The sequence below is a fragment of the Streptomyces filamentosus genome, assembly GCF_014654895.1.
In the GTDB taxonomy this organism is placed as follows: Bacteria; Actinomycetota; Actinomycetes; order Streptomycetales; family Streptomycetaceae; genus Streptomyces; species Streptomyces filamentosus.
In genome coordinates this window covers 2,307,401-2,320,109 of sequence record NZ_BNBE01000001.1, presented here as the reverse complement: position 1 = coordinate 2,320,109, position 12,709 = coordinate 2,307,401, and the positions used below count along the sequence as shown (strand labels likewise).

The following is a 12,709-nucleotide window of genomic DNA, read 5'->3' as shown; positions in this document are numbered from 1 at the left end:
ATCGCCGCGAGTGTGCCACGAGAAGACCCCTCAGGAGGAGGGGTCTTCTCCGATTAACGGAACTCGTTCACCGGAGCAGCAGGTCCACCACGCCCGTCAGGTCCTCCTCCGGGGAGCCCTCGGCGAGGCGGCGGCGCATGAGGTCGAAGTAGGGGGCGAGGAGTTCGGGGCTCACGCCCTGGCCCCGGGCGGTGGAGAGGAAGGTGGGCGTGCCGGCGGTCTGCATGCCGAGGTTGCTCACCACGTTCGTCGTGTAGTCGCCGCTCTTCAGCTGGTCGGCGGTCCGGGTGACGTGCGGGCCCGCCATGGCGGAGATCCACTCGGAGAGCAGCGGGGCGAAGGCGACGGGGTCGACGTCCTCCTTCCGGATCAGGGCGAAGGCGTGCGCGACGCCGGCGAACATGCCGTACATGGCGCTCAGCAGGGCCACGTCGTGCAGGGCCGCGTGGCCGGGGTCGGAGCCGACGAAGCGGGTGCCGGCCGGGACGGCGAGGACGTGCCGGTACGTCTCGAACAGCTCGGGGGAGCCGCTGTAGAAGACGTAGCCGCCGGCCTCGGGGACGCCGATCATCGGCGGGACGGCCATGATGCCGCCGTCCAGGTGGCGGGCGCCCCGGGAGGTCACCGAGGCGGCGCGTGCGCGGGCCTGCGCGGGGGTCGTGGTCGTCAGGTCGACGACGTCCTTGCCGGTGAGGTCGACGCCGTCGAGGGCCGCGCCGACCGACGCGTCGTCGAGGAGGCAGACGATCACGAGGTCGTTCGCGGCGACGGCTGCGGCGGCGTCGGGGGCCACCGTCGCGCCCTCGGCGGCCAGTGCCTCCGCGCGGGCGGCGGTGCGGTTCCAGACGGTGAGGGGGTGGCCGGCGGCCAGCCAGGCCCGCGCCAGGGCGGTGCCCATCGCGCCGAGGCCGAGGAGGGTGACGGGGGTCTTCGCGTTCGTGTGCGCTGTCATGTCCCCAAGGCTGTGGCAGGGCTCTGACCTGCTCAAGTACCCACTTCCGAGTGGGTGGTTACCCTGAGGTGAGCGAGCAGGCCAGGAGGGTGTGGGGATGGCGACGCTGAATCGGCCGGGGGACGGCGACGGGCACCTCTGCGGCATCGACACCGCGATGGAGGTGATCGGCGGCAAGTGGAAGGTGCTCATCCTGTGGGCGCTCCACGAGGGACCGGAGCGCCGCTTCGGGGAGCTGCGCCGGATGGTGCCGGGCATCACGGAGAAGGTCCTCGCCTCGCACCTGCGCGAGATGGAGGCGGACGGGATCGTCCGCCGCGTCTCGTACGACGAGGTCCCGCCGCGCGTCGAGTACGGCCTCACCAAGGCCGGCGTCCGCCTCAACGACGCCCTGGAGCCGCTGGCGGCGTGGGGCCGCGAGGTCCAGGAGCGGCGTGGTCCGGAAGGCGCGCCCTAAGGCCGGTCCGACGGGCTCCTGAGGGCTTCGAGCTGGTCGAGGAACCAGCGCTGGGGCGGGAGGGCGGTGGCCGCCGCGGCGAGGCGCGCGGTGCGGGCGGCCCGCTCCTCGGGGGGCATGGTCAGGGCCCGGTGGAGGGCCTCGGCGGTGGCCGAGACGTCGTAGGGGCTCACGGTGAGCGCGTCGGCCCCCAGCTCCGCGTGGGCGCCCGCGCCGGTCGACAGGACCAGGGCGCAGCCCTCGTCGGAGACCACGGGTATCTCCTTCGCCACCAGGTTCATGCCGTCCCGCACCGGGTTCACCAGGGCCACGTCGGCGAGGCGGTAGGCGGCGAGGGAGCGGGTGAAGTCGTCCTCCACGGAGACCAGGACGGGCTGCCAGTCCGCCGTGCCGAACTCGGCGTTGATCTCCTCGGCGAGGGCGACCACGGAGGCCGTGTACGCCCGGTACGACTCCAGGTCCTGCCGGGACGGGTAGGCGGAGGCCAGGTGGACGACCCGGTCGTGCCACTCGGGGTGGGTGGCGAGCAGCTCCCGGTAGGCCAGGAGGCCGCGGAGGATGTTCTTGGACAGCTCGGTGCGGTCGACGCGGACGACGGTCCTCCGCCCGCCGGTCTCCTCCCGGAGCCGGGCCAGGCGCGCGTCCACCTCGGGCCGGTGGGCGAGGGCCCGCAGGTCGTCGCCGTCGACGCCGAGCGCGTACACCTGGACGCGGGTGCGGCCCTTCCCGGTGTCGTGGCGGCGCCACTCCACGCCGTACCAGGGGTCGCCGCTGGGCCACAGCCCCTGGGCGTACCCGGTGCCGTCCTCGCGCTGCTGGAAGCAGCCGATGAAGGACGACGCCCATCCCCAGGTGTGGAAACCGAGCTCGTCCGCCCCGAGCATGCCCCACAGCAGCTCCTCGGCGATGTCGTCCGGCAGCATCCGCAGGTACTCCGGGGAGGCCCACGGGGTGTGCGTGAAGTGCCCGATCCTGAGGTCGGGGCGCAGCTCGCGCAGCATGCCGGGGACGAGGGCCAGGTGGTAGTCCTGCACGAGCACGGCCGCGCCCTCGGCGGCCTCGGCGGCCAGGGTCTCGGCGAAGGCCCGGTTGTAGGCGCGGTAGGAGGCCCAGCGGCGGCGGAAGTCCGCGTCGAAGACGGGCTCGCGGGGGACGTCGTAGAGGTGGTGGTGGAGGAACCACAGCACCGAGTTCGCGATGCCGTTGTACGCGTCGGAGTACACCTCCGGATCGATGTCGAGCATCCGCACGCCGGGTTCGGCGACCCCGCGCCGGACGGCCTCCCGGTCGCCGTCGCCGAGCGCGGCGCACACCCACAGGCTGTCCTGCGAGTCCACGGCGCTCAGCCCGGAGACGAGCCCGCCGCCGCCCCTGCGGGAGGAGAGGGTGCCGTCGTCACCGAGCGTGTACGAGACGGGTCCCCGGTTCGATGCCACGAGTACGGAAGCCATGTGGCGAACCTAGCCCGTCCCGTAAACGCTCAAACGTACGTATACGGTCGGCGGTCGGACGGACACGGACGGGCGGCTCCGGCGCTGGTCACACGCCCTGGCGACTTCACGCCACGTGCCTGCGCGCGTACTCCGTGATCTCCGCGATCGGCGGGCGCTCCTCCGTGTCCACCGGGTACGTCCGCGGCTCGAAGCCCGCCGGGCCGCGCTCGAACTGGGTCAGCCACGGGCGCACGAGGTGGCCCCGGGAGAGCCGCAGCTGTGCCGTGCGGTAGATCGCCGCCGCCATCCGGCCCAGCGCCTGCCCGTCCTGGTGACGGTGCTTGCGGACGCCCACGTCGACCTGTGCCAGGGCGTCCAGGCCGACCGTGTGCAGCGCGTCGACGAGGAGGCCCAGCTCCACTCCGTAACCGACCGGGAAGGGGAGCCGTTCGAGCAGGGAGCGGCGGGCCGCGTACTCGCCGCCCAGCGGCTGGACGAATCCGGCGAGCCGCGGCCAGTGCAGGTTGAGCAGCGGACGCGCCACCAGTTCGGTCACGCGACCGCCCTGACCTGGGGTGTCTCCGAAGGGGCGGTCGTACATCGCCTTGACGAACTCGACGTCCGGGTCGGTGAGCAGCGGGCCCACGATCCCCGTCACGAAGTCCGCGGAGAAGTCGCGCAGGTCCGCGTCGACGAAGCAGACCACGTCCCCGCTCGTCACCATGAGTGACCGCCACAGGACCTCGCCCTTGCCGGGGACGGCCGGGATGCGGGGGAGGATGTCGTCGCGCGCGACCACGCGCGCGCCGGCCGCCGCGGCGACCTCGGCGGTGCGGTCGGTCGAGCCCGAGTCGACGACCACCAGCTCGTCCACCAGCGGCACGGTCCCGGTCATCAGCTCGCGCCGGATCACGCCGACGATGTCGCCGACGGTGGCCTCCTCGTTCAGCGCGGGCAGCACCACGCTGACCGTCGTCCCCCGCTTGGCGGCGAGCACCCGTTCCAGGGGCCGGTCGGACACGGACCAGGACCGCCGGGTCAGCCAGCGCTCCACTTCTTCCAGCAACGTGATCTCCATCTCGCGGATCGGACGACCGTCTCCACCTTCGAAGCCTTCGGTTACAGTCTTGAACAACGCGGATCCCCGGTGCATGTCGGGGTGCCGACCGCGTCTCACAATCGAATACCGCTCATCCAGAGGGGCAGAGGGATACGGCCCGTTGAAGCCCCGGCAACCCTCCAGTCGGTTCTCGTACTCCAGCGAGGCCACCGGCTAGGGAAGGTGCCAAATCCGTCTCATGGCGAAAAATTCGTCATGGGAAAGATGAGGAGAAAGGGCCTCGCCTCCATGGCTGTAAACACCGTCGCACCCGCAACCGCCGCTGCCGACACCACCGCCCCCACCGTCGATCTCGGTCCCGCGAGCGGTCTTTCCTGTCGCGAATGCGGCCAGGTCTTCGCCCTCGGCCCGATCTTCGCCTGCGAGCTCTGTTTCGGCCCCCTCGAAGTCGCCTACGAGCTGCCGTTCGGCGACCCCGAGGCGCTCCGCAAGCAGATCGAGGCCGGCCCCGCGAACATCTGGCGGTACGCGCCCCTGCTGCCCGTCCCGGCCGACGTCGCCGAGAAGCCGAACCTGAACCCCGGCTGGACCCCGCTCGTCAAGGCCGACAACCTGGCCCGCGAGATCGGCGTGGCCGCCGGCAAGCTCTTCGTCAAGGACGACTCGGGCAACCCGACCCACTCCTTCAAGGACCGGGTCGTCGCCCAGGCCATCGAGGCCGCCCGCGCCTTCGGCTTCACCACCCTCTCCTGCTCCTCCACGGGCAACCTGGCCGGTGCCGTGGGCGCCGCCGCCGCCCGCGCCGGCTTCCGCTCCTGCGTCTTCATCCCGCACGACCTGGAGCAGGGCAAGGTCGTCATGGCCGGTGTCTACGGCGGTGACCTCGTCGCCATCGAGGGCAACTACGACGACGTCAACCGCTTCTGCTCGGAGCTCATCGGCGACCCGCTCGGCGAGGGCTGGGGCTTCGTGAACGTCAACCTCCGCCCGTACTACGGCGAGGGCTCCAAGACGCTCGCGTACGAGATCTGCGAGCAGCTGGGCTGGGTCCTCCCGGACCAGATCGTCATCCCGATCGCCTCCGGCTCCCAGCTCACCAAGATCGACAAGGGCTTCCAGGAGCTCGTCAAGCTCGGTCTCGTCGAGGACAAGCCGTACAAGATCTTCGGCGCGCAGGCCGAGGGCTGCTCCCCGGTCTCCACGGCCTTCAAGGCCGGCCACGACGTGGTCCGCCCGCAGAAGCCGAACACCATCGCCAAGTCCCTGGCGATCGGCAACCCGGCGGACGGCCCGTACGTCCTCGACATCGCCCGCCGCACCGGCGGCGCCGTGGAGGACGTGAACGACGAGCAGGTCGTGGACGCGATCAAGCTGCTGGCCCGGACCGAGGGCATCTTCGCCGAGACGGCGGGCGGCGTGACCGTCGGCGTGGCGCGCAAGCTCGTCGAGGCCGGTCTCATCGACCCGGAGCTGACGACCGTCGTCCTCAACACCGGTGACGGCCTCAAGACGCTGGACGCCGTGGCCGACAGCTCGCAGGCGACCGCCACCATCCGCCCGAGCCTGGACGCGTTCCGCGACGCGGGCCTGGCCCACTGACACCCGCCGACACCCGTACGGAGAGCACCGACATGGCCGTGAACGTCCGCATCCCCACCATCCTCCGCACCTACACCGGCGGCCAGGCCGAGGTCCCGGCCGAGGGCGCGACCCTCTCCGAGGTCATCGCCGACCTGGAGAAGAACCACACCGGCATCGCCGCCCGCGTCCTGGACGACGAGGGCAAGCTGCGCCGCTTCGTGAACGTCTACGTGAACGACGACGACGTCCGCTTCGAGCAGGGCCTGGAGACCGCGACGCCGGACGGCGCGGGCGTCTCCATCATCCCGGCGGTCGCCGGCGGCTGCTGAGGCCCCGGGGCGCCCCGGCGCCTTACCGGTCGGTACTGAATTGCCCCCTCCGCGAGAAGAAGCGGAGGGGGCAATTCTGCATGGTTGAGCGCGATAGAGTTGGGGAAGCCCCCTCCGCCGCTCATGCCGGACGCATATGAGAGCGGCCAAGGACCTGGCAAGAACGCGCCAACAAGCGGCCGAAAAGCATACGCGCTGTGCACCTTATGCGGCTTTCGCCCGGCCCGACTTGCCCCGCAATTCAAGGATTTCTTCCCGATTCCCCTTTCCGTTCCGCCGAGAATTCTCGATCGATTGCCCTGTTGCAGAGGGCAGTTGGACAGATACATTCAGCGGCGGTCGACGCGTTCCGGCGCAGGTTCTGACCCGGGTCCGTGAAGTGCGGATCCGCTCAAGGGCCAGTAAGCAATAGGGGAGTTAGGCATGGCTCAGGGCACCGTCAAGTGGTTCAACGCGGAGAAGGGCTACGGCTTCATCGCGGTCGACGGTGGTGCGGATGTTTTCGTCCACTACAGCGCGATCCAGATGGATGGGTACCGCAGCCTCGAAGAGGGTCAGCGAGTCGAGTTCGAGATCTCGCAGGGCCAGAAGGGCCCCCAGGCTGACATGGTCAAGCTGTCCGCCTGAGTGCGACGCGATCGGCCACCGACGCCAACACCGTCGAGGGGCCCACATCCCCAGGGATGTGGGCCCCTCGACGCGTTCCCGGGCGCCCGTCGCCGCAGGGCCCGGGCGTCCGCCGCCGGCGACCCCGGGCGTCCGCACCGGGCGTCCGCCGCGGACCGGTCCCGGCGCCCGTCGCGGACGGGTCTGATCCTTGAGAGTCGCTTGCACTCGCATGGGTCGAGTGCTAATCATTGGCGTTAGCACTCGGAAGGTGAGAGTGCTACGAGGACCGAGCAGACGAGGCCGCCGACCCGGGTGGGGCAAGGAACCACACGGAACGCGGAGGCCGTCCGTCGCGGGCGTCGGCGCGGTCCTGGAGCGTTATCCACCCCATGTCCGGGAGGACCACTTCACATGGCCAAGATCATCGCGTTCGACGAGGAGGCCCGGCGCGGTCTCGAGCGCGGCATGAACCAGCTCGCTGACGCCGTCAAGGTCACCCTCGGCCCCAAGGGTCGCAACGTCGTCCTCGAGAAGAAGTGGGGCGCCCCCACGATCACCAACGATGGTGTCTCCATCGCCAAGGAGATCGAGCTCGAGGACCCGTACGAGAAGATCGGCGCCGAGCTGGTCAAGGAAGTCGCCAAGAAGACGGACGACGTCGCCGGCGACGGCACGACCACCGCCACCGTCCTCGCCCAGGCGCTCGTCCGCGAGGGCCTCCGCAACGTCGCCGCCGGTGCCAACCCGATGGCCCTCAAGCGCGGCATCGAGAAGGCCGTCGAGGCCGTCTCCGGCGCCCTGCTGGAGCAGGCGAAGGAGGTCGAGACGAAGGAGCAGATCGCCTCCACCGCCTCCATCTCCGCCGCCGACACCCAGATCGGCGAGCTCATCGCCGAGGCCATGGACAAGGTCGGCAAGGAAGGCGTCATCACGGTCGAGGAGTCCCAGACCTTCGGTCTGGAGCTGGAGCTCACCGAGGGCATGCGCTTCGACAAGGGCTACATCTCGGCGTACTTCGCGACCGACATGGAGCGCATGGAGGCCGCGCTCGAGGACCCGTACATCCTCATCGTCAACTCCAAGATCTCCTCCGTGAAGGACCTCCTCCCGCTCCTGGAGAAGGTCATGCAGTCGGGCAAGCCGCTGCTGATCATCGCCGAGGACGTCGAGGGCGAGGCCCTGTCGACGCTGGTCGTCAACAAGATCCGCGGCACCTTCCGCTCCGTCGCGGTCAAGGCCCCGGGCTTCGGCGACCGCCGCAAGGCCATGCTCCAGGACATCGCCATCCTCACCGGCGGCACGGTCATCTCCGAGGAGGTCGGCCTCAAGCTGGAGTCGGCCGGTCTCGACCTGCTGGGCCGCGCCCGCAAGGTCGTCATCACCAAGGACGAGACCACCATCGTCGACGGTGCCGGTGACAGCGAGCAGGTCGCGGGCCGCGTGAACCAGATCCGCGCCGAGATCGAGAACAGCGACTCCGACTACGACCGCGAGAAGCTCCAGGAGCGCCTCGCGAAGCTCGCCGGCGGCGTGGCGGTCATCAAGGCCGGTGCCGCGACCGAGGTCGAGCTCAAGGAGCGCAAGCACCGCATCGAGGACGCCGTGCGCAACGCCAAGGCGGCCGTCGAGGAGGGCATCGTCGCCGGCGGCGGCGTGGCCCTGCTCCAGGCCTCCTCGGTCTTCGAGAAGCTCGAGGGCGACCTCGCGGGCGACGAGGCCACGGGTGCCGCGATCGTGAAGCTGGCCCTGGAGGCCCCGCTGAAGCAGATCGCCGTCAACGCCGGCCTCGAGGGCGGCGTCGTGGCGGAGAAGGTCCGCAACCTGCCCGTCGGCCACGGCCTCAACGCCGCGACCAACGAGTACGTCGACCTCATCGCCGAGGGCATCATCGACCCGGCCAAGGTGACGCGCTCCGCGCTCCAGAACGCCGCGTCGATCGCCGCGCTCTTCCTCACCACCGAGGCCGTCATCGCCGACAAGCCGGAGAAGGCCGCTGCCCCGGCCGGCGGCGGCATGCCGGGCGGTGACATGGACTTCTGATCCCCCGGGATCAGCGGTTCACGGCTCCCCGCGAGCCGATCGCGAGCTGAACGCGAACCGAGGGCGGCACTCCCTGCGAAGGGGGTGCCGCCCTCGGGCTTTTTCCGTACGTCTCAGACCACCGGCCGGACGAGGGCCTCGGCGAAGGGCTCGCCGGTGCGGCGGGCGAGGGCCATGCGGGCCTTCACCTCGGCGAGGGTGCGGGGCCGGTAGCCGGAGCCGCCGCCGGAGCAGCCCTGCTTGTGGAAGCGGAGGCCCGCGTGGAGCAGCACGGACAGCACCCGCCACCCCTCGGTGTCGTTCCGCCTCGGTGGCTGGAAAGCGGCCCCGACGCCGGTCATCGCCGCGCCGCAGCGCGGACACCGGTGCGTGCCCGGACGGTGGTCCCGCTTGTACGAGCCCCGGCACGGCAGGCAGACGTAGGAACTGCGGTGGATGCCCATGGGGGCAGGGTAGGGGCGGGGAGGGGGACGGGCCCAGGCGTTTACGCGGTGCGGGCCGTGCGGGGTGCCGCCCCGGCGCACGGCGAGGCCCGTGCCGCCTGGACGAGGTTCCCCGCGACGGCCCTCCTCGTCCCGGTGGGCGGCCTGAACGGCGACCGCTGCGCCGACGCGTACGCGCGGCTCGGCGGCGGCCGGGGCGGCTGCTCGGCCCTCGCCGGCGTGGGTGACCTGTCCGGCGACGGCAGGGCGGACCTGCCGGCCCGGGACACGGCCGGAAGCTGTGGCGGTACGCGTCCACCGGGGCGGGTCCGTACGGCGCCCGTGTGCTGGTCGGCGCCGGCGGCTGGAACGGCTCCAAGGGCCCTGTTCCGGGCGGGCCTCCCGGCGGACGGGGGAGGGGCCCGGGGGTGCACCCCCGGGCCCCTCCCTTTTCGCTCCGGCCCCCTACGGGCGGCGGAAGAGCGCCGTCCACAGGAAGCCCCTGCCGAAGTGCGGCGAGTCCTCCGGCTCGTCGCGCATCCGGCGGACCTCCAGCGGCTCCAGGTCCGCGAAGAGGGTCCGGAGGTCGTCGTCGGTGTAGGCGAGGCCGCCGTCCAGGGCGCCCGCGCGGTAGAAGTCGGCGTCGGGCCGTTCCGAGCCCATGCCGCCCTCGCCCGCCGCGAAGGCGGTCAGGGCGAAGACGCCGCCGGGCGCGAGGACCCGGTCGAGCAGGGCCAGGTAGCCGACGCGGCGGTGCGGGGGCAGGTGGTGCAGGCAACCGGAGTCGTAGACGAGGTCGTACGGCCCCTCGACGGTCCCGGCGGCGAAGGCGTCGCCGCACGTGAAGCGGACGCCTTCCGTGCCGCTCTCCTCCGCGCGCTCCCCGGCCCAGCGGATCGCGTTCGCGGACAGGTCGACGCCGTCCGCGCGGTACCCGAGCGAGGCGAGGTGCAGCGTGTTCCGGCCGGGCCCGCAGCCCAGGTCGAGGGCGCGCCCGCCGTCCGGGAGCAGTCCCCTCTCCGCGTACGAGACCAGGTTCTCGTCCGGCTTCGGGACGAAGAACGGCACCGGCCGCCCGCGGTCCGCGTAGAACCCGTCCCACCACTCGGCGCCGCCCTCCGTCCACCGGTCGGCGCCGGGCGCGAACAGCCCGTCCAACAGGGCCATGACGTCCTCGACCGTACGGATGCCGCGATCCGTCCCCACCATGCGGTTCTCCCCTCGACGTGACCTCCAGACTAGGCCCGATTCCCTCAAATACCCAGGTCAGAGCGGGTGTTGAGGGTCGAGTGAAAGCCCCTGGGGTCCCCTGGGGCGGCCCCGTGACGGCCCCGCCACCCGCCTCCCCGCGCCGGACCCGAGAAAGCGGCGAAGCCCCCTCCCAGGGCCGGGAAGGGGCCTTCCGGCGGTCCGCCGGGGTGGGTTTCCGAGGCCGTTCGGACGGCCTTCCCCCGGCCCTGGGAGGGGGCTTCGCGGCCCCGGCCGCGCGCGGCTCCGTCACCGGGCCGGAGGGGCACGGCCCGCCTCCCGGCGCACGGGCGGCCGCCTCGCCGCCGCACCCCCGGCGGGGCCCGGGACGGGCCCTAAGCGGGCCCCATGAGGGCGAGCCCGGCGAGCACCAGCACGAAGCCGGCCGAGCAGACGACGCGCTGCCGCCGGGACCAGACGTCCCACCCCCGCCGCCCCTTGCTCCCCGCCAGGACCGCGATCATGCCGACGGTGAAGACGCCCAGCCCCCAGTGCCTCATGGGGACATCGGACGCGCCGGGACGTGGCCCCGTCAAGGGTCCGCCCGCCCCGCGCCCTTTTCCGGTTGACCGGCCCCGGCGGCCGGTGCTGGGGTCGGTACGTGAACAGCGTCCCCGCCAACAGGCGCCTCTGGAACCGGATCAGCAGCGACTACCAGCACCGGCACGACCCCAGGATCGGCGCCGAGCCCCGGCTGTGGGGCATGTACTCCGTCCCCGACGCCCACCTGGGCGCCCTGGGCGACGTCACGGGCAAGCGCGTCCTCGAACTCGGCTGCGGCGCCGGCCAGTGGTCCCGGGCGCTCGCCGCCGAGGGCGCCGCCGTGGTCGGCCTCGACCTGTCCGAGGCCCAGCTCGCGGCGGCGGCCCGCGCGAGGGGTGCGGACCGCTACCCCCTGGTGCAGGGCGCGGCCGAACGCCTCCCCTTCGCCACGGGCGCCTTCGACCTGGTCTTCTGCGACTTCGGCGGCCTCAGCTGGGCGCCCCCGCACCTCGCCGTCCCGGAGGCCGCGCGCGTCCTGCGCCCGGGCGGGCGCCTGGTGTTCAACGTCGCCAGCCCCTGGTTCGAGGTCTGTTACGACGAGACCGCCGCCCGCGTGACCACGACGCTCCAGAAGGACTACTTCGGCCTGGACACCATCGCCGAGGGCGACGGCGCGACCACCTACCAGCTCACCTACGGCGACTGGATCAGGACCCTGATCCGCGCGGGCCTCGTCGTCGACGACCTCATCGAGCCCCGCCCCGCTCCGGACGCCCTCAACGGCTACAACGAGACCGAACCGTCCGACTGGGCCCACCACTGGCCGGCGGAGATGCTCTGGGTGACCCACAAGCCGTAGACGGGACGACGACGGAGGCCCGGGACGAGATCCCGGGCCTCCGTCGTCGTACGGGGAACGGCTGGGTTCAGACGCGCGCGTCCGAGGCGTACGAGACGAAGGAGGTCCAGGCGCCCGGGGCGAGGTCGAGCTGGGGGCCGTCGAGGCACTTGGAGTCACGGACATGGACGGTGGTCGCGCAGGAGCCGACCTCGACGCAGGAGTCGCCTTCGCTGCTGCTGCTGTGGCTGCTCTTGTGCCAGGCGACCTCGATGCAGGACTCGCCGTCGTTGCCGCCGCTGTAGCTGCTCTTGAACCAGGCCAGTTCCGAGGCTGCCCCGGCAGGGGTGTTGCGGATCATGTCTCTCCCAGCAGTTGCTCGATGAGGGCAAGCGACTCCCCCGGCGGAAGTGCCTGCGCTCGGATGGTGCCATAGCGCAGCTCAAGGATGCGGAGTTGCTTCGCATCGGAGACAGCGCGCCCAGCGAACGCGCCGTCGGATCGTCCCACTGCCGTGCCGTCGACGAACTTCAGCAGCTCGATCCGACCGTCCAGTCCGGAGTGGACCTCACTGTGTAGTGGCATCACCTGGAACGTGACGTGACGCAAGCGGCCCATCTCCAGCAGGCGTTCGAGCTGCCTTCGCCACACCATTGTGCCCCCGAGGGGGCGGCGTAGAAGCGCTTCCTCCAGTACGAAGCTGAGGGCGGGTGCCGGGTCCCGCTCGAAGACGGACTGCCGGGACATACGACCAGCCACCATCCGCTCCACGTCGCTCTGCGAGTACGGGGGCTGCGCCGCCTCGATCGCGGCCCGAGCGTGCTCCGGCGTCTGGAGCAAGCCGGGGATGAGGTTGCATTCGTAGACGCTGATCTCGACCGCCTTGGACTCCATCTTCGCCAAGGTTCGTACCTTCTTCGGGTACCTGACCTTGGCGACGTCCTCCTTCATCGCGGACAGCAGCCCGTCAGCTCCCAGCACCTCGTCGGACTTGTCGAGGAACTCCGGCCGGGGGATCCGCTTGCCGCCCTCGATCTTGTAGACGAGGCCCTCGCTGTAACCGAGGATCGCCCCGAAATCGGCGGCCCTCATGCCCGCCGCTTCCCTCCTCAGCCGCAACTGCCTTCCGACCGTCGCGATGACGGCGACGCCCCACTCGTCGTCCGGATCGACATCCCATCCGGGATCGTCCGCCTCGGTCATGAGCTTCCGCACCGCGTCGTCCACCGACATGCCGCACCTTTCCCTCGCCCCTTC

Annotated in this window: 14 protein-coding genes and 1 riboswitch; of the genes, 6 read left to right on the top strand and 8 right to left on the bottom strand. The window is 71.5% G+C overall.

Annotation, left to right across the window (positions count from 1 at the left end; all coding sequences use genetic code 11):
- Window positions 1-67: 67 nt before the first annotated feature.
- Entirely contained in the window at window positions 68-952 is an 885-nt protein-coding gene (locus IE326_RS10370) for an NAD(P)-dependent oxidoreductase (RefSeq protein ID WP_190041355.1), read from the bottom strand.
- 97 nt (window positions 953-1,049) lie between these two features.
- Here IE326_RS10370 and IE326_RS10365 point away from each other — a divergent pair, with 97 nt between their 5' ends.
- Entirely contained in the window at window positions 1,050-1,409 is a 360-nt protein-coding gene (locus tag IE326_RS10365) for a winged helix-turn-helix transcriptional regulator (RefSeq protein WP_190041354.1), read from the top strand.
- On the opposite strand, the gene IE326_RS10360 is transcribed toward IE326_RS10365, so the two are convergent.
- Together IE326_RS10360 and IE326_RS10355 are read right to left on the bottom strand one after the other, a co-directional pair.
- Window positions 1,406-2,860: an alpha,alpha-trehalose-phosphate synthase (UDP-forming) gene (locus IE326_RS10360; protein ID WP_150230182.1), complete on the bottom strand. Its 1,455-nt coding sequence runs from the start codon at window positions 2,858-2,860 to the stop codon at window positions 1,406-1,408. The genes IE326_RS10365 and IE326_RS10360 overlap by 4 nt on opposite strands.
- Window positions 2,861-2,966: 106 nt before the next feature.
- Complete coding sequence (locus IE326_RS10355) at window positions 2,967-3,908, bottom strand: glucosyl-3-phosphoglycerate synthase (RefSeq protein ID WP_190042204.1); 942 nt, start codon at window positions 3,906-3,908, stop codon at window positions 2,967-2,969.
- Between the two features lie 121 nt (window positions 3,909-4,029).
- Window positions 4,030-4,173, top strand: a riboswitch (SAM riboswitch).
- Between IE326_RS10355 and thrC the strand changes: the two genes are divergently transcribed.
- The 4 genes from thrC to groL all read left to right on the top strand — a co-directional run bounded on the left by thrC (window position 4,167) and on the right by groL (window position 8,461).
- Window positions 4,167-5,501: a threonine synthase gene (gene thrC, locus IE326_RS10350; protein WP_150232959.1), complete on the top strand. Its 1,335-nt coding sequence runs from the start codon at window positions 4,167-4,169 to the stop codon at window positions 5,499-5,501. It overlaps the preceding riboswitch by 7 nt.
- Before the next feature lie 32 nt (window positions 5,502-5,533).
- Window positions 5,534-5,812 carry a MoaD/ThiS family protein gene (locus IE326_RS10345; protein ID WP_150230185.1) on the top strand — a complete coding sequence of 93 codons (279 nt, stop codon included), beginning with the start codon at window positions 5,534-5,536 and terminating at the stop codon, window positions 5,810-5,812.
- A gap of 423 nt (window positions 5,813-6,235) precedes the next feature.
- Window positions 6,236-6,439: a cold-shock protein gene (locus tag IE326_RS10340; protein WP_030750332.1), complete on the top strand. Its 204-nt coding sequence runs from the start codon at window positions 6,236-6,238 to the stop codon at window positions 6,437-6,439.
- A gap of 393 nt (window positions 6,440-6,832) precedes the next feature.
- A complete protein-coding gene (groL, locus tag IE326_RS10335) occupies window positions 6,833-8,461 on the top strand; it encodes a chaperonin GroEL (protein ID WP_150230188.1) in 1,629 nt (542 codons plus the stop codon).
- Between the two features lie 113 nt (window positions 8,462-8,574).
- On the opposite strand, the gene IE326_RS10330 is transcribed toward groL, so the two are convergent.
- From IE326_RS10330 to IE326_RS10320, 3 genes are all read right to left on the bottom strand, one after another.
- Window positions 8,575-8,904 carry a deoxyxylulose-5-phosphate synthase gene (locus IE326_RS10330; RefSeq protein ID WP_190041353.1) on the bottom strand — a complete coding sequence of 110 codons (330 nt, stop codon included), beginning with the start codon at window positions 8,902-8,904 and terminating at the stop codon, window positions 8,575-8,577.
- Window positions 8,905-9,348: 444 nt separating this feature from the next.
- Window positions 9,349-10,092 carry a class I SAM-dependent methyltransferase gene (locus IE326_RS10325; RefSeq protein WP_190041352.1) on the bottom strand — a complete coding sequence of 248 codons (744 nt, stop codon included), beginning with the start codon at window positions 10,090-10,092 and terminating at the stop codon, window positions 9,349-9,351.
- A 374-nt stretch (window positions 10,093-10,466) separates the two neighbouring features.
- Window positions 10,467-10,631, bottom strand: a complete 165-nt coding sequence (locus IE326_RS10320) for a hypothetical protein (protein ID WP_190041351.1) — start codon at window positions 10,629-10,631, stop codon at window positions 10,467-10,469.
- A 101-nt stretch (window positions 10,632-10,732) separates the two neighbouring features.
- On the opposite strand from IE326_RS10320, the gene IE326_RS10315 reads away from it, so the two are divergent.
- Window positions 10,733-11,473 (top strand): class I SAM-dependent methyltransferase, encoded by a 741-nt coding sequence (locus IE326_RS10315; protein WP_190041350.1) that lies wholly within the window; start codon window positions 10,733-10,735, stop codon window positions 11,471-11,473.
- 67 nt (window positions 11,474-11,540) lie between these two features.
- On the opposite strand, the gene IE326_RS10310 is transcribed toward IE326_RS10315, so the two are convergent.
- Window positions 11,541-11,813, bottom strand: coding sequence for a DUF397 domain-containing protein (locus IE326_RS10310; protein ID WP_190041349.1), 273 nt, complete (start codon window positions 11,811-11,813; stop codon window positions 11,541-11,543).
- Window positions 11,810-12,685 carry a helix-turn-helix domain-containing protein gene (locus tag IE326_RS10305; RefSeq protein WP_190041348.1) on the bottom strand — a complete coding sequence of 292 codons (876 nt, stop codon included), beginning with the start codon at window positions 12,683-12,685 and terminating at the stop codon, window positions 11,810-11,812. The genes IE326_RS10310 and IE326_RS10305 overlap by 4 nt, the downstream gene beginning before the upstream one ends.
- Window positions 12,686-12,709 lie beyond the last annotated feature (24 nt).